The following is a 22,869-nucleotide window of genomic DNA, read 5'->3' as shown; positions in this document are numbered from 1 at the left end:
CTTTTTTTATTTAAGTAAATGGCAGTATTGTTGTATAAGAAATTAGAGTTTTCCCAAAATTCTTATAATAAAATTAATAAGGTTAATATTGGGAAGGAGAAATTTAAATTGAACCGATTTAGTAATACCTACTTTTTGAATCTGAAAGTGTGCCATCTAAATCAAATAAAATAATCTTGTATTTCTATATCCGCCTTATCTCCAACTTTTTTTGGCCTCTATTTATGGTACGGTTCAACGTTAGGCAACAAAATGAGGTTTTTTATACTTTAGTATAGCGATTTGCTCTTGCCGTTTCTATTTTGAATTTCACTCTAGTTACGTTCATTCTTTCACATTTAGTTAATATTACACAGTGTTCAATCTGAGTAGAATTTTTTGCATACACAAAATGAGGTTGGAAATAGTAACATTATACTTTTTAATAACTGGAGGATATAGATGAATTTACAATCTGGAACCTATTATTGGCCTACTACTTTTCCCGATGCTCCATCATATCCAGCATTGGAAGCAGATCTAGCTTGTGATGTATTAATCATTGGGGGTGGGAGCTCAGGAGCACAATGTGCATATTATCTTTCCGATACTAATTTGGATGTGGCTGTAATTGAAAAATCAACCATTGGCAGCGGCAGTACTAGTACGAATACGGCCCTCCTTCAATATTCCGGTGAAAAAATGTTTACAGATATGATCAACACCTTTGGAGAGGGTTACATCGAAAGGCATTTACAACTACTGAAGGATGCTATAAATGAAATTGAAGCAGCCTCAAAGAAAGTCAGCATAAATTGTGAATTCAACAGAAGAGATACTCTCTATTCCGCAAGCTGTGAAGACGACGTCGAAAGTCTTAAAAAGGAATATGAATTCTTAAAACAGCATAATTGTGAACTTACTTTTTTAACTAAGGAAGATATTGAAGCAAAATATCCTTTTAGCAGGGATGCCGCTATTTATTCTTACAATGATGCAGAAATCAATCCATTTAAATACACCCATGCACTTTTGGATTACGCCGCAAGCAAAGGAATCCATATATTTGAAAATACGGAAATGAACGGTCGCCATTATGATAAAGAACAAGATAAGATGATTGTTTCTACAAAGAATGGTCATTCTATCAAAGCACGCTTTATTATTTATGCAGCAGGTTATGAAGGAATTGAGATTAAAAAGGAGAAAAAAGCTTCCTTTGTAAGTACATATACTGTAACTACCCAACCAGTCAACGATCTTTCAGAATGGTATAACAGAACACTCATTTGGGAAACCGCTCGTCCCTATTTATTTATGCGTACAACTAGGGATAACCGGATTATCATAGGCGGACTTGATGATAATACTTCGTACCCTGAAGATCGTGATAGTAAACTAATTCACAAAAAGAAGAAACTGATTGAAGAGTTTAATAAAATGTTTCCAACTATTCAAGTGCAGCCAGAATATTACTTAGCTGCATTTTATGGAGGCACATTCGATGGCATTCCGATTATCGGAAAATATGAAGCATTTCCAAATAGTTATTTCCTATTTGCCTTTGGTGATAACGGGACGGTTTACAGCCAGCTGCTGTCGAAGCTTATTGCAAAGGAAATTGTTGAAGGGAACTGTCCAGATTTAGCTCTATACTTGCAAGAGCGACCTTTGCTAAACAATGGATTTTCTATTTCTTCCAATGATTCTATTTAACAAATAGGCTCTGTTAAACTTTAATGTTGATCATTGCATAAAAATAGAGGAAACCCCATTTGAGGGTTTCCTTGATCCTTGTAATAAATTGAAAAGCCTATAACTCCTACAATTAGAATAATAAATACTTTTTTATTTTCTTCATAAATTTCTCCCAACTTCAACTTTTTAACAGTTTTAATGGTTTATAAGCGGCTTCCGAAACTTATGTAACTAAACCATTAGTTGGTTTAGTTCAACAACGCATAGTCAAGTGTCATTTAAACCGCTAATATTCATGGAAGTATGAAGAACCCGATATATAAGGCACTAATTTAACTGGTGAAGATAGACCCTTGTTTTGTTCATTTACTAATCATTCTAATTTTACATTACCTAAAAATAAAATAGGAGCCGATCAAATTCCATCTGCTCCTGAGTGTTATTCAACTATTGCAATGAGTTAGTTAAAAAAGTTCTATTTAATCCCAATTAAGTATCCTAAGTTAGAAAAAAAGCTACTACTCTGGTAGCTAGAACCTATACATAAAATAGAATCCGATTAAACTATATTCATTGTTAATTATTTATTCGAATGAGTAGCAAGACCTCGTCCAATTAGATTTGCAGAAACAGGTTGTTTCCCGATTTCCCTTGCCCAAATTGATAATTGTCCTATATGGTGAATTTCGTGAGCAATGGTATGTCTAATGATTTCACCCCAAGTATCCGTCACATTTCTTCCGTCTGGTAAGGTATCGTAAAATAAACGGTTTTCCATTTCATGATCCCAGCTGTCTACAAAATTTTTCACTTCAATATGAAATTTAGCGTCCAATTCTCGAACTTTATCTAAGCTTTTATAAGCATTGAAATTCTCCTGAAAATCAGATTTGCCTTGTAAGACACGAATCCAGCTCCACTGTACATCAACTATATGAAAAAGTGTATGTAAAATACTTCCCATTCCACCAGTTCGGTTCAACAATAATTCTTCTTCACTTAACTCTTCACACCACCTATACCATTCTTCTCTTACCGACCAATTATATCTAAAAAACATTTGCAATTATAACCCCTCCTAAAACTAAAGTATAGAAATTACCAAAATTTGTTAACTATGAGTAGTTCAACAAGCAACGGTTAAATTCCTTGTTTAACTAAAGCATGCATCTTGAGCAAGTCGAAGGAGGTTGTTTGATATTGCAGGTTGCCATTTGTCCTAAAGGTATTAAAAGTTTTTGCTAAATGGACTCGAAATCATGGCCAACCTCATAATAACCTATAAATCCTCCTTTTTAGCGAAGAACTTCTAATTTGGTCCATTAATATTATTCGAATTATTAGGGCTAGTTGAATCTCTTCCAATTTCTTCATTAAATGGTTGATTATCACTTTTATTTGGAGCTCCAGTTCCAAACTTCTTTTCCATGAAAAAACCAAATGCAATCATAATAATAACAAATCCTAAAATTACATATCCAAACAATGTCGTATTCCTCCTGCTATTATTAATTGTAATTTAGACAAAACTCAAATTTACATAAAATGTATGTATAATAAAAAGCTCGTTTTGTTCTATCTTTAAAATATTCCATTTTTTACCACAAAATTCCTCTTCCTTATTTAACTAAACTTCCATTTAGCTCTAACAACAGTATATTATTTGCCCTGAACTATACTTCAAATCCCCTGAGGGAAATGCAAAACAGTCACGAATATAAAGAAATCATTTATAATTAAAATAAAAGAACCTATCTTGAAAGAATTATTTTCAAAATAGGTTCTTTTTCTCTTATTTACCTAAAACATGTTCAATTAAACCAAAACTCCAAAATCCAAGTAAAGCTAAACTACTTGCTAAAATGATATAGGCAATAAAAATTTGCCATTTTTTACGATTACTAGAAACATAGTAAGTTTCTAATGTTTCTTGTTGTTTCAGTAAAGGTGTAATCCTTTTATGCTTAATTTCTTGAATCTTTTCATCAATATAAGTTCTCCAGTCTAAGTCTGGTTCATGTAATCGTGCTCGAACGGAACGGATTAAATAGTTTATTTCAAGACGTTCCTTATGAATTTCTAATTCTAATTTCTTATTATCCTCAAAAAATGGGAAAAAGAAACGTTTTACAATCGTACGATCAGAATAGACATTAAAAATCCCGAATTGAAATTGTTTAATAGTATGTTCGTATAGTTTTATTTTTTCCTTAATTACCTTTAACTGGTAAGCTTCTCGAATTCTTTTAATGAATGTAGTAATACCTAAAATAATAATATAAAATGCGATAAAATTAGGTTGATAAAATAAATACACTAGCATCATCATAATACCGATAAACCAAAAAATTGGAGGTAATACACTTAAAATTCTCCCTCCATCTAGAGGAGAAATCGGAATTAAATTAAACAAATTAAGTATACAGCCTAAAGCAATTACTAATCCGAAAAATTCATTATGTGTGTAGTGATAGAGAGGAATTGCTGGTAGAACTGAAATTAAGCCTAAAAACGGACCGCCAAACGCTACATAAGATTCAGTTACAGCATCTTTTGGCATTTCTTTAAGTGAAATAACCGCTCCAACAAAAGGAATAAAAAATGCTGGTGAAGTTGGTAGGCCCTTTTGTTTGGCAGCAATTAAATGCCCGCCTTCATGACAAATTAATAAGTAAACAAGTGCGAAAGCAAAATACCATCCAAAAGTAAATCCGTAAACAAATAAATACAAGATCATACTTAAAAAAGATAAAAACTTTGCAGCTTTTAAAAGCGGTAAAATTAGCTTTAATTTAGTACCTATTAGTGCGATTACAACACCAATTCTTGTTAACGATTTTTTCGTTTTATTATTGATCATTGGTTGTGCCATTCATTTCACCTTCTCGCTAATTATGATATGATTATGTAGTATAAAAATTATATCATTAAAGATTATTTGTTTGATAGAATTATGAAGAAATAGGGACTAAAGTCTGTCCTTTTACTGTGATAAAAAGAAAAAGTTTAAGATGAAAATAACAAAATAGATGAGTTTAAATAAATGTTAGAAAGTTATCTATCTAACTTTTGCATTTTTCTAGAATATTTTATTATATGAAATACTAACAATGAAATTAACTAAGGATTGATAAAGTAATGAATATATTTGGGATGATTAAAGAAGTAGCAGATCATAAAGGTAAAAATATAGCTTATCGATACGATGGAAGCAAAATGAATTATGATGAACTCATATCATCGTGTGAAAACATAGCACAACTATTAGTTGAAAATAAGATTGAAAAGGGAGATAAAATAGCGATTTTATTAGGAAATTCTCCTGAGTTTGTACAAACCTATTTAGCAATATTAAGACTAGGTGCAATTGTCATTCCATTAAATCCAGCTTTTACGGAAAGTGAACTCAGTTATATTTTAAAAGACTCTTCTACAAAACTTGTTATTTCAACTAGTGAACAGGAGAAAAAACTTAAAAGTGTTAAAAATCAGTGTCCTACATTATTAAATATTATTTTAATTGATGAAATACAACCGACCGTAAAAATAAAAAATCAATTAGAAGAAATTGAAACTCTTCAAGATGATACGGCTGTTATTTTATATACATCAGGAACAACAGGTAACCCTAAAGGTGCAATGTTGTCTCATTTTAATTTAATTGAAAATGCAAATGATTTTTCCAAGTTAATCGAATTAAGTGAAAATGATCAAATGATCGCCGTCCTTCCAATGTTTCATTCATTTTGCTTAACGTTATGTGTAAATATGATTTTGTTAAATGGAGCAACAACAATCATCATTCCTAAATTTAACCCAACTGAATTAGTTGAGGTAATAAAAAAAGAAAAAGCTACTTTAATTGCGGCAGTACCGACGATTTATAATTATTTATATCAATTAAATAGTGCGACAGCAAACGATTTTAGTAGTTTGAGAGCATGTATTTCAGGCGGGGCATCTATACCAATCGAATTATTACAGTCAATTCAAGAAAAATACAATGTTTTAATTGTAGAAGGCTATGGACTATCTGAAACAGCTCCAGTTCTTACTTTCAATCCATATCGTGGAATTTGTAAACCAGGATCAGTTGGTCTTGATCTACCTAGTGTTAAGACAAGAATAGTAAATGAAAATGGCGAAGAAGTTCCAACTGGTGAAGTAGGAGAAGTTGTTGCGATTGGACCGAATGTGATGAGTGGTTATTTAAATAATATAGAAGAAACCGATAAAGCATTTTTTAACGGTTGGTTTAAAACTGGTGATCTCGGAAAAAAAGATGAAGATGGATATTTATTTTTATTAGATCGAAAAAAAGATGTTATTATAACGAACGGATATAATGTTTATCCTAGAGAAATAGAAGAGAGACTTTATCAACATCCTACTATTATTGAAGCAGCAGTAGTCGGAAAACCTAATCAATTAATAGGTGAAAGTGTATGTGCTTATTTAGTCGTAGCAAATGATTCACTTTCAGAAAGTGAGATCATTGATTTTTGTAAAAAAGCACTTGTTTATTATAAAGTTCCTAAGGAAATTTATTTTGTAGAAGAACTGCCTAAAAATAGTACTGGGAAAGTTTTAAAAAGAAAACTTAAGTAATTTTGGAGACCAATCATTTGACTGGTCTTTTTTTTACAATCTAGGGCATTCTCCTGTACAAAACTAGTAAATAGTCCTACGAAATTAAGAAATTGATATAATCTAAATTTCGTATATTTGACACATTAATACAAACTAAATAATACTAATTTTTGGTAAGAATTAGTAGAAAAAATTTTTCTGTCCAATATTCTAGAAAAGATGATTTCAATGGAATCAATTATCTTTATAAATAAGGGGGCGTAAAAATGAAGAAGAAAATAAAATCACTATTTTTTATTATGTTATCGCTTTCTTCTTAATTGCATGTAGTAGTAATAATGATCAAACTCTAAGCAAGGATAAAGAATCCTCTACTTCAATAGCAGAAGAGATTATGACTGTTAATCCTACAAAAAAAGAAGTTATTAGAATAGTTTAGTAGTGATGTAAGAAGACTTAACAGAAGAGGTGTACTTTGATAAAGCAAAGAATAACATTGAAAATGTTTGGTTTTCTGGTGATTGGTGTGAAGGGGAGGTCAACTTTCTGAGTTATCATTATCAAGTGCAAAAGCAGTAGTAAAGAGTATTTTAAAGTTATATAGTTAATCAACTATTTGTTTTATGGTAACTATCATAAATCGACAAACAAAATGTTCCATTTTCTAAAGTGAAAAATTGGGATATTTATTATTCCTTCTCCTATTTTATTTTTATCATTTATAAACATAATTACTATTTCTTTTATCAACTAAATGATTTGAATGTTAAACATAACAAATGTAAATCTAGCGAATTATTAAAATTGGGTTAAAGGAAACAGTAACAAATAATCGAATTACTTAATTAATATTTGTTGAATTTGAGTAAGGAGGATAAGTTTTGTCAAAAGAAATTCATTGCGACAGATGTTTAAAAGAAATACGCATTCGAGGTGACTTAGTAACCGCCACATCGTTTTTCAAGGTAGTACCATATCATGAAGACTGTTATGCAAGGGATATTAAAGGAGCAATGACACTTTTCGTAAATAATCAACCAATCAATGGATTTTCAGGTAATTTTTTAACATTTTTAGCTATTATTATATTTTTTGTTTCACTATTCGTTAAAAATGACATGATGTTTATTATTACAATCATGTCTGGTATTAATATTCTATACCGATTCTATTCATATTTTGTGTATGAAAGATATTTAGAAAAATGATAATAAAATAGTATGTTCTTGTTGTGAAATAAAAAAAGATAGTAAAAAATCCATAGAAAAAAGGATTTTTTCNNAGCAAATTGAATAGAAAAAAACGAGGTTTATTCATTAACTAATAATATTTTTCAGAGAAATTAGATTTTTATAATTATTTTTGTTGAAACAATCTCCAATTGACCCAGGTACAACACGAGTTACAACTTATTGTTATCCTGTAAGTGGTACAACCAATTCGGTTGAAATAAAATCTGCCCCTAGAGCAATGACAATATGGAATACAGGTATGTATATTGCTGGTAAACTTGCAAAAACATTCGGTGGATTTGTACTAGATGGCGTAAATGCTGCATTTGATGCCATCGATAAAGAAGCCGGTGCTTCAGTACATACATTCCAATCTTTTAGGTATTTCCAAAAGAACGCTCAAGTCTATACCGCTTCAGGTAGTTGGTCAACAAGATACCAGGCTGAACGAGAAGAAACGTATAAGCATGCGTTTAACTCATGGCGTTCTACAAAATATAATACAACTCGTACAAAAACAATTGACTATGTTCCTGAAAATGGATTTTCAGCTCACAAAATTGTAAATTCACCAAACTATAGTAACAATACCGAACTAGATAATCGAGCATGGACAAACTGTACAAAGGTTACGAATATTATAGTAGTCCAGAATATTATTAAAAAATAAATAAAAACGGATAAGGAGAGAAATAGGGGGATGTCCTCCTATTTCGTTCTATAAATATATGAAAAAAACAAACGTGCTTTTTGCTTCATCTCTTTTACTTTTATCTCTAACAGCTTGTGAAAATCACGAAGCACTTAAGACAAAAGCAACAACAGTAAACAACGCACAAAATCAATCGGTATCTCAAAACGTTGAAGAAAATAACTATTTACAATTAGAAACAAAAGATTTAGAGAAGAAAAATTCTTCGACATTTTTAGAAAGCAGTAGCAACTATAAAATTGAAGAGCAATTACTTATCAATCAATACCAAACAAAATCGAAATCGATATCAACTTAACAGAACCAAAATCTTTTATGAAGAACATCATCATCTCTGGTATCCTAATGCAAAATGCATATCAATATCTACATACTTCTGATTTGTTGGTTTCGAATGTTTTAATTAAGGATTCGTTTTCTGACAAAGAAACCGCTAAACAATATACGATATCTCCTAAAATTGAATCTCCAGCTGGAATTTCAACTGGTAGAAGTTTTAATCTTTTGCCCGATATCAAATTTGAAGAAGCGGCAGCAAACATAAAAGAAGTCTATTTGAAAGTAAGTTGGGTTGATAAGGATAATAAGAATCATACTGAATACATAAAAACAAATATCATTAATAAACGACCAGAATAAAGACAATCTAATCGATATTGATGACGCTGTTTACTTAAAAGATCATTGGAAAACATCCGATCGAAATGGAGATATCAACTTTGACGGAATTGTAGATATGAAAGATATGAATTATATTGTAAATAATTATTTAAAAGAAAATCCTACAGTAAAAGCTGAAAAAACGCCTAAACAAAATGCTAATGGTAAAACGTTAACTGAGATTATAAGTACATTAAACTGATTTTAAGAGAATATAACTAGATTAATCTATTTTCTTAAAGCAAATCTATGAAGCTATACTTCAAAAAGGAGTATAGCTTTTTTTGTAATGTTTTAATAAAAAAATCCTGTATTTTGAAATGAATTCCTACAAATCCCACAAATTTTAGCTGAAAAAATCTTACAAAAAACAACAAAAACTATCTTTTTGTAATTTTTTCCCTTTTTATTTTCATAAAAAAGCCAATATGAAAATTATTAAAACTAAGTTAAAGAACTAAAAGACTATTCTGATTTTACTTAATAGACTAGTATAAAAAATTAATGTTCTACTTTTGAAATCTAGTAAAGTTTAAAGAAAATCATTGCGAAATATAAAAAAATTTATCGGGAATAAATGTAATTTTTGTAGAAAAATGAAGAATAATTTCATCTAAAATTCCCCCAATACACTTTAAGAATTTGTCTGATTATAATAATAATTGTAAGATTTTTCAGAAAAGTACAAAAAAGGGGAGTGCAGATGATGAAGCATAAAAACAAAAAAATTGTCAAAGTAATGACTGCTGGAGTAATCACCTCTAGCTTATTTTCGGCAAGTTTAATGTCTGGTCACAAAACATTCGCAGTGACAAACTCTACGGGCTCTAATGGTAGTATTAAGGATATTGATAGTTATATCAAAAATATATCCAATGCAGATAGAGATATGATTCATAGCATGCAGGAAAATAATAATGCGGAAGGGGTAAAGATCTCGCCTGACGTAGATTTAAATGTAGATACTCCTTTAAATGTAATTGTTCAGTTTAAACAAGCCCCATCTGAAATTGATTTTAAAATCAATCAAAAGAGCGGTCTTAATGCTACAATGCAGGAGTCAAGAGATAAGGTAGAGGAATCTCATAAAAAATTCAAAGAACAATTAAATGGAAATGCAAAATTAAAATCGATTGATCTTAAAAGAGAATATAAGACTATCTTTAATGGAGTTGCAATGACACTACCTGCTAATGAAGTAAAAGAACTTTTAACATTAGATACGGTAGATGCAGTTTATGAAGATCGAGAAATTACTGTCGAACCTTTCGTAGAACAAAATGGTGAGCCGACAAACAACGCTTCGATTAAATTAAATAATATGGAACAAATCGGTGCTGAAAAGCTACACAAAGAAGGAATCACTGGTAAAGGGATTAAAGTAGGTGTCATTGATACAGGTATCGATTATACTCATCCTGATATAAAAGATGTGTATAAGGGCGGATATGACTTTGTAAACAACGACTCAGATCCTATGGAGTCAACTTATGATGACTGGAAAAAATCTGGGCAACCTGAAATAAGTCCAACTTCAGGTGAACCTTGGTATACTGCACATGGAACACATGTATCAGGTATTATTGCGGGAACGGGTAAAAATAAATCCGATTTTGCCATAACAGGTGTAGCACCTGAAGTTGAACTTTATGGTTATAAAGTACTCGGCCCATATGGTTCTGGATCATCGAATACAATACTTGCAGGAATTGAAAAAGCGGTAGAAGATAAGATGGATGTAATTAACCTATCTTTAGGGGCACCAGTTGCTAACCCGCTTGATCCATTGGCAGTTGCGATCAATAATGCTACTTTAGCTGGAACAGTTTGTGTTCTTGCTGCTGGTAATGCTGGACCTACTCAGTATACAATTGGTAGCCCTGCTTCATCAGCGCTTGGTATTACAGTTGGCGCAAGCAGTTCGCCAATTACGGTTCAAACAAGCAATGCAGTTGCAACTTCAGCAACTGAAACTGTTAAATTAGATAATATGAGAATGCTAGGTTCAGATTATACTAATCTCAATTCCTTAAAGGGATCTAACCTTCCAATTGTTTATGTAGGTAAAGGTCAAGTTTCAGATTACAATGGTAAAAATGTTAAAGACAAGATTGTACTGATGGAGCGTGGCGATTTAACTTTAAATGTAAAAATTAAGAATGCAAAGGCAAATGGTGCTAAGGCCGTAATCATGTTCAATAATATTAATGGTGAAACTTATATACCTTATTATTTCGGAAACAATTTTGACTTTATTCCAACTTTTAGTATCCCGAATGATCAAGGTACAAAACTTGTCAATATGTTATCTAAAGGTAATGTTAACGTAACGATGAATGATTTTGGATCTTTTGATACTGAAGGGGATAAATTGGCTGACTTTAGTTCAAAGGGACCAGCAAGAAGATATTATGATATTAAACCTGAGGTTACTGCGCCTGGAGTAGCAGTATTTTCTTCAATCCCAGCTTATTACAATGGAGTAACTCATAAAGATGACTACGAACATGCATATGCACGATTTGATGGTACTTCGATGGCTGCACCACATGTAACAGGTTCTGCTGCTTTAATTTTACAAGCTCATCCTGACTATACTCCTGAGCAAGTTAAATTAGCATTAATGAATTCTGCTGACGCATTAAACGGATCATATAGTGTTTTTGAAGAAGGATCGGGTAGAATTGATGCAGATGAGGCTGTACACTCTTCAATCCAAATTGGTGTGAAGGATGATGCACCAACGCTCGATGAAAATGGTAATAAAATGATGATCCCTGAAACAGCTGGCGACCTAAGCTACGGTGGCATTGTATCAACGGATGAGGATTATACAGACAAAAAGACAATTGAACTGACAAACAACTCTGACAAAGATAAAGTGTTTGACGTAAAAGTTCAATTTAATAATGTTAGTAGTTACGATCAGGACGCAGTAAAAAATGGTATTTCTTTAGCAGTACCATCTGAAGTTAGAGCTAAAGTTCATGGAATGTCCAAATTTAAACCGATACTAACAGTTCCAAAAACCGCAGAATTAGGCATTTATGAAGGTTACATTACTTTTACGAATAAAGAAGACAGCAACGAAGTCTATCAAATTCCATTTGGCTTAAATAAAATGGAGCAAGGTATTAAAGAAGTTTTACTAACAACAAAAGCTTTTAATACAAGAAGAGATTTACCATTTGCAATCTCTGGATCTACTGGAATTGCATTCTCTCTGAATAGTCGCATGGAAACAGTTGATATCATTTTAAAGAACGCGGATACTGGTGAGCAATTAGGAATCATTGACTCATTTGACGGTGGATTTAATGAAGGCATGACATTCGGTTTAGATGGTGGATTTAACGGACTTTACTTCCCGTTCACTGGAAAACCTGACCAACCAGTTCATGTTACAAAAGCTCTTGCATCTCCAGGACGATACGAGATTGAAGTTGTTGGTACAAATGAAGAAGGAAAAGTATTTAAAAAGTCTCAGCAAGTTGTCATTGATAATACACTTCCAACAATGAAAATGAATATACCAGGTGGAGTTTACGAAGTTGATGATTCCGGTCTAAAAATTACTGGTAATATCTCAGATTCAAGTATTGATCTAATAAACAAAAATGGTGATAATAATGACCAATCAAAAAATACAGTCAAAGTAACTGGCGCACAAAACCCTATTGGTAATGTACCATTAGTCGTTGACAGCAATGGAAACTTTGAATACACAAGAAAAATCCAAGCAGAGAAAAATTTCTCAACAATGACTTTATTAGGCCAAGACATTGCAACGAACGGTATACAAAATCACCCAAGTCAAACATACACATTAGTTAAAAAAGGACAACCTTACATCAAATTAACAACTGATAAATTTGACGCAAAATACGGTGATACTGTTAAAGTAACTTTAAGTGAACACAATATTAAAAACCTAATGGGTGGTGAGTTTACACTTACTTATCCTAAAGATGTATTTGAATACCAAAGCACAGAAATTAGTAGTGAATATGTTAATGCAGCAAAGGCACTGGGCTTAACAGCTAACTTAACAGCACAAGATCAAAAAACTGATACATCTAATAACTGGCTTAAATTAACGACAAGTTTAGATGGACCTACTCCTTTATCTGGAATTAATTCAAATATGCCAGTTGCGACGATTACATTAAAAGTTAAAGATAAACCAAACGCATATACAAAATGGGTTCAACAATTAGGATTCCAAACTGCTAAAGCGAATATTTTAGGACAACCACAAATGACGATTAACAACAAATTCGGCCAAGGAGTTAATATTATTCCTTCTTATTCAATTCTTGAAGGTGGATTCTTACCAGATGGATTTATTCCAAGTAATCTAATTTGGTTAGATCCAAAGAGGGATTATTCAAAAGTAGGAGCAGAAGTGTATGTAATCGGTGGCAAAGATGGAAAACGTTATGATGCAACGATTAACAGTGCTGCTAGATTCTCAGTACCTAATCTACCATTACTAGATCAATCCTACGAAATTGTTATCAAAATACCAGGACATTTCGAAAGACATGTAAATGTTAATGAAATGGTAGATTCATACGATACAATGGATGCTGGAAAATTAAAATATTTCTACTACGCAATTATGAAAGCCGGAGATGTTAACAATGATAATGTCGTTGATATAATGGATGCAGTCTACATCACTAGCAAACTAAATACAAATGATCGAAATGCAGATATCAATTTCGACGGAATAGTTGATTACAAAGATCTTGACTATGTTAAGAGAAACTATCTAATGCAAAACCCTGACGTATCTGGAAAAATCAAACCAGTTACAAAATATAAAGGGAAAACGATTGACGATTACATTAAACCATTAGGATAAATTGTGTTTTGTAGATTATGGCCACCAGCTTTTATGCTGGTGGTGTTTTTTTGTTAGAGCAATTTTTGAGGGTAATACAAAAATGCGTTCATGAGGAAGTAAAATTGTGAAAAGATGTAATATACTTCCTCATGAGGTGTTCATGAGGAAGTAAAATAGCGAAAAGATGAAATATACTTCCTCATGAGTTGTTCATGAGGAAGTAAAATAGGAAAAAGATGAAAAATGCTTCCTAATGAGTTGATCATGAGGAAGTAAAAAAGCGAAAAGATAAAAAATGCTTCCTCATGAGTTGTTCAAGAGGAAGTAAAAAAGGAAAAAGATGAAAAATACTACCTCATGAGTTGTTCAAGAGGAAGTAAAAAAGGAAAAAGATGAAAATGCCCTAATCATCAAGGATCCATAACTAGCTAAAATAGCAAAAAAATATATACTCACAATAATGAGTACAAAACTAAAGCAACTAAATAAAATAACTATATTTCCCATAACCATTAATTTTGAAATTTTCTCGAAGGATTTTACAAATTCCTTTTTTTGATTTATAAATTCCACACCAATCATATACCGCATTAGTTGTAATTTTTCTATCTGGATAGAGTAATTTAAGTTCTTCAACACTCCTTAATATTCCAATGGGCAGATCTTCTACATATTCACAGGCTTGACAGATCAGTTTACCCTTTTTAATCTCGGCTATATACGCATTACAGTTAACACAAATGATCCCCTTAACTAGTTGGTCATATTGATACATTGGATATTGAGAGTATTTTGACTCTGTTTTATGAAGTGATAATAATGCTTTAGTGAGTTTGAAATGATTAAGATTTAATTTAAAATGTTGCATGTTCAATTCGTTAATTAAACGATTTAATTGTGATGGGAAAAAAGTGGGTAGGTTCATAGGGGCATTGTATAAAAAAAATTCGGAGTTTACAAAAACTAAATGAGGTTTTATTTTGAAATAAATCTTGTGTTCATTAAGTAATTTTCGTAGCATGGATTCGGTTCTTTTAAGTTGTTCGTAAGGATTTTTTATTTCGTTTTTTGGGGTTTTATACCATCGATCTCCTTCTATATAATAATCTCCTTCAAAATTTTTCACTTCAAATAAATAGATAGTTTCTCCGTTTATACCAATCGAATCAATTTGGAATTCGGATTTGTTACATTCGAACAATAAATCGTTAAGGAAAAGCCAGTTATCTGATAGTATTGAAGTCCATTCATCAAATTTCATTTCACCTTTGAACCCTTTTTCTAGATAGGATAAGTATGCTAAATCCTCATCAGATAGATTGCTCCTTACATTTAATATTTGATAAATCCTTAAATCTTTTGATTCAAATCGTTCTTTTTGATTTTTCATATTTCACATCCTTTCAATCTATCTTACATTCAAATTAAACTAATTAATTGATGATTTTTTAACTATTTTATGAATTGTGTGTTGTTTAGACTTATTTCACACAAATTTTACACTTTTTTAAGATTTATATGATATAGTTCACTTAATTTCAATTGAAATAACACTTTATTTTAGAGTGTGTAGTTTACGAAAGTAGCTATCATGGCTAAGAATAAGATAATCAAAATAAAATTTTATTACCGAGTGAGTGAAATAAATGTCAATTAAAATGAGGTTTCTGTTGTCTTATATTGGGGTGATTCTTTTTTCGATCACATTATTATTGGCAGCAGGTTTTTTAATCATTTTTGCAATAACAGGTGACGTAAAGTCAGTAGAAAATCTTTACAAAAAGACTTATGTACAAAAGCCTTTGACTACAGTTGAAGAAAGTGTGTTTCTTGATTTGAAGCTACTTGCTAAACATAATCCTAAGCAGTTACTTAATAAGAAGGAAATCAAAAGTATTGAGCATAAGAATATCGGAATTGTAGTGCGTAAGGGAAAACAGATCGAGTACGGTTCCCTGTCGTTAGACAAAAAAGTGTTGGAACAAGCGCTTCCTGGGTTTGAGGAAACGAATATTAATACTCGCGATACGATTAAAATGAATGATTTGTTTTTTACGTATGTGAAATTTGATTTTTATTTTCCAGATCAAAGCCAAGGGAGTATTTTTGTCTTAAAGAAGGCAAGCTCATATACCGAGGTTATTCGTAATCTTTTTCCAATTTTACTAGGTTTATTGCTATTTTTATTTATTATGATAATCGGAATGCTAAACTATTTAGTTTCTCGAAGCATTATTAACCCAATTTCAAAACTTAAAAATGGAGCAGAAAAAATTAAAGTTGGGGATTTGAATTTTGAAATTGATACGAGTTCAAATGATGAAATCGGTGTATTAAATAAAGCGTTTGAGGAAATGAGAATCAAATTAAAAGAGTCGATCAATCTACAGATACAATATGAGGAAAATCGTAAAGAGCTATTATCCAATATTTCACATGATTTGAAAACACCGATTACTTCAATAATCGGATATGTGGAAGGAATAAAAGATGGTGTAGCAAATACTCCAGAGAAAATGGAAAAATATTTATCAACAGTTTACTCTAAAGCAAAGGATATGGATTCATTAATCGATGAATTGTTCTTATTTTCTAAGCTAGATTTAAAAAAGGAACCATTTCATTTTGAAACTGTCGAGTTGAATAAATATATAGGGAGCTATATAGAGGAAATTTATTTAGATTTACTGCAGCAAGGCATCAAGATAGAATTTAATCAGTCAAATGAATCAATCAATGTTACAGCGGATCGGGAGAAATTAAAAAGAGTGTTGTCAAACTTAGTAAGCAATTGTGTGAAATATATGAACAAAGAAGAAAAGAAAATTTCATTTTCATTAAATGAACAGTTAAGTGAAGTAATTGTTGAAGTCATAGATAATGGACAAGGGATTGAACCTGCTGCGTTACCATTTATTTTTGAACGTTTTTACCGTGCAGAACAATCAAGAAATTCACAAACTGGCGGTAGTGGTTTAGGACTAGCAATCTCAAAACAAATTGTTGAAGAGCACGGAGGGAAAATCTGGGCAACTAGCGAGATTGGTAAGGGGACAAGTATATTCTTTTCCTTAAAGAAAGGTGAGAGAAATTGAAAGAAATATTACTGATTGAAGATGATATAAGCATTGCAGAACTACAAAGAGATTATTTAGAAATAAATGATTTTCGTGTAGGTATTCAACATAATGGCGATGAAGGCCTTCAACATGCACTAAAAGGAAATTATGATTTAATCATTTTGGATATCATGCTACCAGGAAAAAATGGTTTTGAAATTTGTAAAGAAATACGTGCAGTAAAAAACATTCCTATTTTATTTGTATCTGCTAAAAAAGAGGATATTGATAAAATTAGAGGCCTTGGTTTAGGTGCGGACGATTACATTACAAAACCATTTAGTCCAAGTGAACTTGTCGCAAGAGTAAAGGCACATTTATCGCGATATGAAAGATTAGCAGGTAACCATACCGTTTCAAAAACAATTTTCGTTCATGGCATATCAATTGACCGTTCAGCTCGTAAAGTTTTTATTAACGAAGTAGAAGTGCCATTTACGACAAAAGAATTTGATTTAATGGTGTTTTTTGTAATGAACCCGAACCAAGTATTAAGTAAAGAACAGCTTTATGAAAAGGTTTGGGGCTTCGAATCAGCTGCAGACGTTTCAACTGTAACTGTCCATATTAGTAGATTACGTGAAAAGATAGAAAGAGACCCTGCAAACCCTAAGTTCTTGGAAACAGTTTGGGGAGCGGGATATCGATTTAATGTTTAAATAACGTTTTAAAACCGTCACAAAGTGGCGGTTTATTTTATTTATAAGAATCATTGTTAAGGGGAAATTTGAAAAATGATACGCTAAAAAGAAAAAGGATTATATAATTGACTTAATCAAGGTTTTTTATCATAGGGGAGCTAATAATGGAATTACTATTTGATTTAACGTTTAATGTATTGGGAAGTATTGTATTTGGTTGGTTTATAGTACTTTCAATGATCAAGGTGCAAGAAGGTTTATCCGGGACTAAATTTGAAAAACATCACAAAAAGTACTTGTACAAACGAGGAATTTTATTAAGTATAGCAATAGGATTATTTTTTTATTTTATTGGATGGTAATATGAAAATTCTTAGTTTAACAAACGCATGCAATCGTTACATAATATTTGGAGCTGAACAGCAGCTCCATTTTTAATTTCTAGCAGAATTGATGAGTAGGATAAGGTGTCAAAATGGTGAGATTTAAAGAAAAGGTGTGATTAAAGTTGGAATTGCAAGAAAAAATTGATGGGGTTAAAAGTCGTGAAGATTTAATTAAATTCATTTTCGACTTGAGAAGGATTTACAAAATAATAGAGAATAATGGGAGAATATAACCCTCGACAATTATTTAGAAGATATGGAAGCTTGGGTAAATGATATGGATGGTTATTATTTGAATACCAAATAAACTTTGCCAAAACAACCAACTTGGAAAATAATTGCCGATCTTCTATATGCTTCGAGTATTTATGAATAATCTACAACTAACTTTCCTTTAGTTCAATATATTGTGGGCCTAACCAATATTTATCGTAAAGTAATTATTTATGACTGTCTAATCGGACAGTCATTTTTTGTTCAAAAACCACCAGAGTAATCTATAAAGAAATATTATTAAAAATTTTATACTTTTTTAATAATTTGTTTAGAAGGAGTTTTCATTTAAGGATTAACATAGATTTCAGACGGACAATGGTCTAACTTATGAATAAGATTGGAGGAAAATTTCCCAGGAATAAAACGTTATATTTATGGTGATTTGTAATGGAAAAAGGAGGACGTTGTACTTTATGTGGAAGTTACTTGCAGTAATAACCAGCTGCATACTTTTGCTAAATGGATGTGCCTCATTTGCTAAGGGGGAAGAAAAAGTGAACGAACAATTATTTCTAGCAGCTAACCGAGGAGAAACTGATTTCGTAAAGAAGTTGATTGAGAATGGTGCGAATATTAATGCACAGAATTCTAATGGACAAACTGCCACAATGATTGCAACTTATCATAATGATTTCAAAACTGCAAAAGTACTGATTGATGCAGGGGCAGATGTGAATATACGAGATCATATGAAAAACAATCCCTTTTTATATGCTGGTGCTGAAGGCTTTATTGATATTCTAAAACTTACAATAAAAGCTGGTGCTGACCCAACAATTACGAACCGGTATGGTGGAACAGCATTGATTCCCGCTTCAGAACATGGATATGTAGATGTGGTCAATGAACTTCTAACTAATACTGAGATTGATGTTAATCATGTTAATAATTTAGGATGGACGGCCCTTTTGGAAGCAATTATTTTGAACGATGGAAATGATAAACAACAGCAAACAGTACAATTCCTTATTGATAATGGAGCAGATGTTAATTTGTCTGATCGTGAAAAAGTTAGCCCTTTACAGCATGCACGTGAGAGAGGGTTTAAAGAGATTGAAGAGATTTTGCTAAAAGCAGGTGCTAGATAAATAAAGTTCATGACCAATTGTAAGAATAATTGGAGATTATATAAATAACGATAAAAATTTGAGGAGACAATTAAAATGATTAAAAAAACAAAAACAATTTCATCAATATTACTCGGAGTATCTCTAGTAGTAACAGGTTATAATACTGTTGCTAACGCACAAGTAGAGCATGGTAAACAACAGCAAGAAAGAGTATACAAAGCTCCAAAAAAAGTAAAGAACAAATTAACAAAAGGGCAGGTAATGGCTAATATTTTAAGTAGTACAAACTGGCAAGGTACAAGAGTGTATGATAAAAATCATCATGACTTAACAAAAGAGAACGCAAATTTAATTGGTCTTGCTAAATATGATGCAAAATCAGGTAGATACGAATTTTTTGATGCAAAAACAGGTCAAAGTCGTGGTGATAAAGGAACATTCTTTATTACAAATGATGGTAAAAAACGAATTTTAATTTCTGAATCAATGAATTACCAAGCTATAGTCGATATGACAAAACTAAATAAAAACGTATTTACTTATAAAAGAATGGGGAAAGATGCAAAAGGTAATGATGTAGAGGTATATGTTGAACATGTTCCTTATAAAGAAAAACAGCTTTCTTTTACAGATCCTGATAAAAAATTAGATTCTAAAACAGGAGAGATTGTAAAAAACGTTGATGGTGATAGAATTTTAGGTAGAACACTTTGGAATGGTACAAAAGTATTGGATGAACAAGGGAATGACGTAACGAAATATAATACGAATTTTATTAGTCTTGCAAAATTTGATGGATACACTAATAAATATGAGTTTTTCAATCTTGAAACAGGTAAAAGCCGTGGTGACTATGGATATTTCGATATTGCCCACGAAAATAAAATTAGAGCACATGTTTCAATCGGAACAAATAAGTATGGTGCTGTTCTTGAGTTGACTGAGCTTAATAATAATAAATTTACTTACAAAAGAACAGGTAAAGACAAAGATGGCAAGGATATAACTGTATTTGTTGAGCATGAACCTTATAAAGGCGATTTTAAACCAATGTTTAGTTTCTAATAAACAATACTTGATTTCAAAGGTACTCATACCAAGAATTAGCTAAATTATTGGTATTTTTAGCAGTCTTTTTTAGATGGAAATGATAAAATTCCCCCAATAGTATTGAAAGGTATTATCTTGTTTAATTAAAATGTGGATTAATTTTCACATATTTAAAACGAAATTATTATCTGACAACTTCCAATCGATCATTTAAAAAGGGGAATTCAAATGGAAAGCAATTCTACATATTACAATGGCAGTGTACCAGAATATGAAGTATCAATAGAAATTGGGAAACAAAAAGACTATGAAGATATCTTGGATGAAGAAGAATCAAAAATAAACGATGAGAGAAAACATCATTGTTAATCCGTATATAATTGAGTAAATATAAATTGCAAAAGCTTGTAGACAGTGGGATTTTCCCGAAGTATACAAGCTTTTTTGATTATATACTCATAACAATAGTCGAACTAATCACAGAAAAACCCCTCAATACATACAATAAATGGGCATAAATACAATATTTTTCATCTTAAAAGGATGTGAGAAAGATTTATCCATTAAATAATTATAACTTAACAAGTATGCGATATGATTATTCAACCCCTCAATATCAAAGTGCTTTCCAATCACGCAATATGAATACTAATTATACGATTAAAGCAACAGGAAAAGGTGAAGTATCAGTAAAGCCCGACCAATCGTTTGTACTATTAGGATCGGTAGTAGAAGATATGAAAGTACAAACGGCTCAAACTGAGAATGCAATCATTTCGAATAAAATAATTGAAGCATTAAAAGGGATAGGAATTAAACAAGATGAAATTGAAACGAATTCGTATACAATCGACCGAATTGTTGATTACCAAGATTCTCAGCAAATTTTTAAAGGATATCGGGTGAGTCATATTTTCAAAGTTATCGTAAAGGATCTTGCAAATGTTGGGAAAGTGATTGACGTTGCAGTTGAAAATGGAGCAAATGAAGTACGGAATCTTACATTCGAAGTATCAAATCCCGAACCTTATTACGGAGAAGCACTACAAAAGGCCACTTTAAATGCAAAAATGAATGCCGAAAACATCGCGAAATCCTTAGGGTTATCGATTAATAACATACCGATTTGGATAGCAGAAGAAGGAATTCAAGTTGTACGTCCGATGTCCTCATTAACAATGACTGCAGCAGCATTCAGCGGTCCAACTACGCCAATACAAGAGGGTCAAATAAAAATAACTGCTTCAGTACAGGCAATGTTTAATTATGTAAATTATTAAATGTTTAAAATTCGAATTAGACAGAAATATATATAATTAACATTATGATTGTTAATTTAAACAGTTAGAGATATAATAAATCCGGATGATATGGAAACATAATAATGTATTTGTTATGGATCTATTAAATTCATTTAACTTAAATTGGATTGGTATTTTAGTAAATTTTTTGCTAATTAACTATTCCACCAAGAAAGACAGTAAGCCTATGAATCGGCTAATTGTCTTCCTGGTGGAATTTTTTTTTCAAAAAAGTGGGAAGTGAAGTAATTTTGTGGAAAATGTAATAGAAACAAAGGTAATATTCCTCGTCTGAGTAAATAGGTTAAAGAATACTGTGCAAAGATAAGCAATAACATTTAAAAAAATTGAAATTGAGGCGAATAAGTAATGTCAAAAAAAATACATGAATTTAATGATTTGATGAGAAAACTTCGGAAAGATTTGTTTGGAAAAGGTCCAGAGCGGATTCACACGGTGTTTGTTGAAAACATGGCCATTTCAACATTATATGGTAATTTGACTCCAACTGAAAAATTTATTTCCGGAACAATGAACGGGGCAGAAATGGTTCATACTGCACGAACAAAAATGATTCAAGAATTATATTTAAATAACCCACCAGAAGGTTTAGAGGAACTTGTAGGTGCAAAATTAGTCCATCTATTTTCAGATATGAAAGTTAAAGAAAATATAGGCATTTCGGTTTTTGTATTCGATCGGAATATTATATAGAAGAAGCAAAAATGATTAGTGTTTATCATTTATATTTAAAAAAGCTTTTTATAAGGGACAAAAAACTGGAGGAGACAAATGCTTGGAATGAGTTGGTTTAAAAATCGAAAATTGTTGATCAAGCTTTATCAAATGTTATTAAATATATCTTTATTATTACTGAGCTTGATTCTTGCGTATTTCCTTTTCAGAGAACTTTATTATATTTTTAACGATATTTTATTGGGAAATAAAAATGTTCATCAGATATTTAGCAAAGTTTTAATATTTTTCTTATATTTTGGATTTATATCAATTATTGTTCAATATTTCAAAGAAAATTATCATTTTCCAATACGCTATCTTCTATATATAGGGATTACAGCTACTATTCGTTTTATCATTGTAAATAATGGAGAATCGGCTCATAATTTTTGGTTAGCAATTATTATTTTAGTGCTTACAATTAGCTATATTATTTTACCTTTTGGGGAAAGGAGAAATGGATAAATCTACCCTAAATAGGAGTAGAAAAAGTTTACTAAAAATAAAGCAGTTTAACCCAACCTTAAGGTTGAGTTAATGTAAATTTACTTGGATGACAGTATCAATG

The 22,869-nt window shown here is 31.3% G+C and carries 21 protein-coding genes and 1 pseudogene; 18 read left to right on the top strand and 4 right to left on the bottom strand.

Annotation, left to right across the window (positions count from 1 at the left end):
* The first annotated feature begins 441 nt into the window (after positions 1-441).
* Complete coding sequence (locus COI44_RS19650; RefSeq protein ID WP_098429448.1) at positions 442-1,695, top strand: NAD(P)/FAD-dependent oxidoreductase; 1,254 nt, start codon at positions 442-444, stop codon at positions 1,693-1,695.
* 562 nt (positions 1,696-2,257) lie between these two features.
* Here COI44_RS19650 and COI44_RS19645 read toward each other — a convergent pair.
* The 3 genes from COI44_RS19645 to COI44_RS19640 all read right to left on the bottom strand — a co-directional run bounded on the left by COI44_RS19645 (position 2,258) and on the right by COI44_RS19640 (position 4,549).
* Positions 2,258-2,743 (bottom strand): DinB family protein, encoded by a 486-nt coding sequence (locus tag COI44_RS19645; RefSeq protein ID WP_098429447.1) that lies wholly within the window; start codon positions 2,741-2,743, stop codon positions 2,258-2,260.
* A gap of 243 nt (positions 2,744-2,986) precedes the next feature.
* A complete protein-coding gene (locus COI44_RS24300) occupies positions 2,987-3,163 on the bottom strand; it encodes a hypothetical protein (protein WP_179887194.1) in 177 nt (58 codons plus the stop codon).
* 306 nt (positions 3,164-3,469) lie between these two features.
* Complete coding sequence (locus tag COI44_RS19640) at positions 3,470-4,549, bottom strand: site-2 protease family protein (RefSeq protein WP_098429446.1); 1,080 nt, start codon at positions 4,547-4,549, stop codon at positions 3,470-3,472.
* A gap of 266 nt (positions 4,550-4,815) precedes the next feature.
* Here COI44_RS19640 and COI44_RS19635 point away from each other — a divergent pair, with 266 nt between their 5' ends.
* From COI44_RS19635 to COI44_RS19610, 7 genes are all read left to right on the top strand, one after another.
* Positions 4,816-6,285: a long-chain-fatty-acid--CoA ligase gene (locus COI44_RS19635; protein WP_098429445.1), complete on the top strand. Its 1,470-nt coding sequence runs from the start codon at positions 4,816-4,818 to the stop codon at positions 6,283-6,285.
* Positions 6,286-7,148: 863 nt separating this feature from the next.
* Positions 7,149-7,475, top strand: a complete 327-nt coding sequence (locus COI44_RS19630) for a hypothetical protein (protein ID WP_098429444.1) — start codon at positions 7,149-7,151, stop codon at positions 7,473-7,475.
* A gap of 157 nt (positions 7,476-7,632) precedes the next feature.
* Positions 7,633-8,169: a hypothetical protein gene (locus COI44_RS19625; RefSeq protein WP_098429443.1), complete on the top strand. Its 537-nt coding sequence runs from the start codon at positions 7,633-7,635 to the stop codon at positions 8,167-8,169.
* 58 nt (positions 8,170-8,227) lie between these two features.
* Positions 8,228-8,509, top strand: coding sequence for a hypothetical protein (locus COI44_RS19620; protein ID WP_098429442.1), 282 nt, complete (start codon positions 8,228-8,230; stop codon positions 8,507-8,509).
* A gap of 17 nt (positions 8,510-8,526) precedes the next feature.
* On the top strand, positions 8,527-8,850 hold the full coding sequence (locus COI44_RS19615; RefSeq protein ID WP_142329288.1) for a hypothetical protein: 324 nt from the start codon (positions 8,527-8,529) through the stop codon (positions 8,848-8,850).
* 97 nt (positions 8,851-8,947) lie between these two features.
* Entirely contained in the window at positions 8,948-9,073 is a 126-nt protein-coding gene (locus COI44_RS24725) for a hypothetical protein (protein ID WP_286164002.1), read from the top strand.
* Between the two features lie 501 nt (positions 9,074-9,574).
* Positions 9,575-13,738, top strand: a complete 4,164-nt coding sequence (locus COI44_RS19610; RefSeq protein WP_098429440.1) for a S8 family serine peptidase — start codon at positions 9,575-9,577, stop codon at positions 13,736-13,738.
* A 463-nt stretch (positions 13,739-14,201) separates the two neighbouring features.
* On the opposite strand, the gene COI44_RS19605 is transcribed toward COI44_RS19610, so the two are convergent.
* The gene (locus COI44_RS19605) at positions 14,202-15,110 is read right to left on the bottom strand and encodes a nuclease-related domain-containing protein (protein ID WP_098429439.1); all 909 of its coding nucleotides are present in this window, start codon (positions 15,108-15,110) and stop codon (positions 14,202-14,204) included.
* 256 nt (positions 15,111-15,366) lie between these two features.
* Here COI44_RS19605 and COI44_RS19600 point away from each other — a divergent pair, with 256 nt between their 5' ends.
* From COI44_RS19600 to COI44_RS19560, 10 genes and pseudogenes are all read left to right on the top strand, one after another.
* Entirely contained in the window at positions 15,367-16,815 is a 1,449-nt protein-coding gene (locus tag COI44_RS19600; RefSeq protein ID WP_098429438.1) for a sensor histidine kinase, read from the top strand.
* Positions 16,812-17,498 carry a response regulator transcription factor gene (locus COI44_RS19595; protein ID WP_098429437.1) on the top strand — a complete coding sequence of 229 codons (687 nt, stop codon included), beginning with the start codon at positions 16,812-16,814 and terminating at the stop codon, positions 17,496-17,498. Before COI44_RS19600 ends, COI44_RS19595 begins: the two co-directional genes overlap by 4 nt.
* A gap of 146 nt (positions 17,499-17,644) precedes the next feature.
* The gene (locus tag COI44_RS19590; protein WP_098429436.1) at positions 17,645-17,842 is read left to right on the top strand and encodes a hypothetical protein; all 198 of its coding nucleotides are present in this window, start codon (positions 17,645-17,647) and stop codon (positions 17,840-17,842) included.
* 253 nt (positions 17,843-18,095) lie between these two features.
* Positions 18,096-18,242: pseudogene (locus COI44_RS24975) on the top strand (DUF7660 family protein).
* 313 nt (positions 18,243-18,555) lie between these two features.
* A complete protein-coding gene (locus tag COI44_RS19580) occupies positions 18,556-19,230 on the top strand; it encodes an ankyrin repeat domain-containing protein (RefSeq protein WP_098429435.1) in 675 nt (224 codons plus the stop codon).
* A gap of 75 nt (positions 19,231-19,305) precedes the next feature.
* Positions 19,306-20,277 carry a DUF4822 domain-containing protein gene (locus tag COI44_RS19575; RefSeq protein ID WP_098429434.1) on the top strand — a complete coding sequence of 324 codons (972 nt, stop codon included), beginning with the start codon at positions 19,306-19,308 and terminating at the stop codon, positions 20,275-20,277.
* Positions 20,278-20,490: 213 nt separating this feature from the next.
* Entirely contained in the window at positions 20,491-20,631 is a 141-nt protein-coding gene (locus COI44_RS24295) for a hypothetical protein (protein WP_179887193.1), read from the top strand.
* 176 nt (positions 20,632-20,807) lie between these two features.
* Positions 20,808-21,542: an SIMPL domain-containing protein gene (locus COI44_RS19570; RefSeq protein WP_098429433.1), complete on the top strand. Its 735-nt coding sequence runs from the start codon at positions 20,808-20,810 to the stop codon at positions 21,540-21,542.
* A gap of 390 nt (positions 21,543-21,932) precedes the next feature.
* Positions 21,933-22,277 (top strand): Na-translocating system protein MpsC family protein, encoded by a 345-nt coding sequence (locus COI44_RS19565; RefSeq protein ID WP_098429432.1) that lies wholly within the window; start codon positions 21,933-21,935, stop codon positions 22,275-22,277.
* A gap of 78 nt (positions 22,278-22,355) precedes the next feature.
* The gene (locus tag COI44_RS19560) at positions 22,356-22,766 is read left to right on the top strand and encodes a phosphate-starvation-inducible protein PsiE (protein ID WP_098429431.1); all 411 of its coding nucleotides are present in this window, start codon (positions 22,356-22,358) and stop codon (positions 22,764-22,766) included.
* Positions 22,767-22,869: the final 103 nt, after the last annotated feature.

It is taken from the genome of Bacillus sp. AFS088145 (genome assembly GCF_002564465.1).
Taxonomy (GTDB): domain Bacteria; phylum Bacillota; class Bacilli; order Bacillales; family Bacillaceae_G; genus Gottfriedia.
The sequence above is the reverse complement of the archived record's forward strand: the minus strand, read 5'-3'. Positions and strand labels throughout refer to the sequence as shown.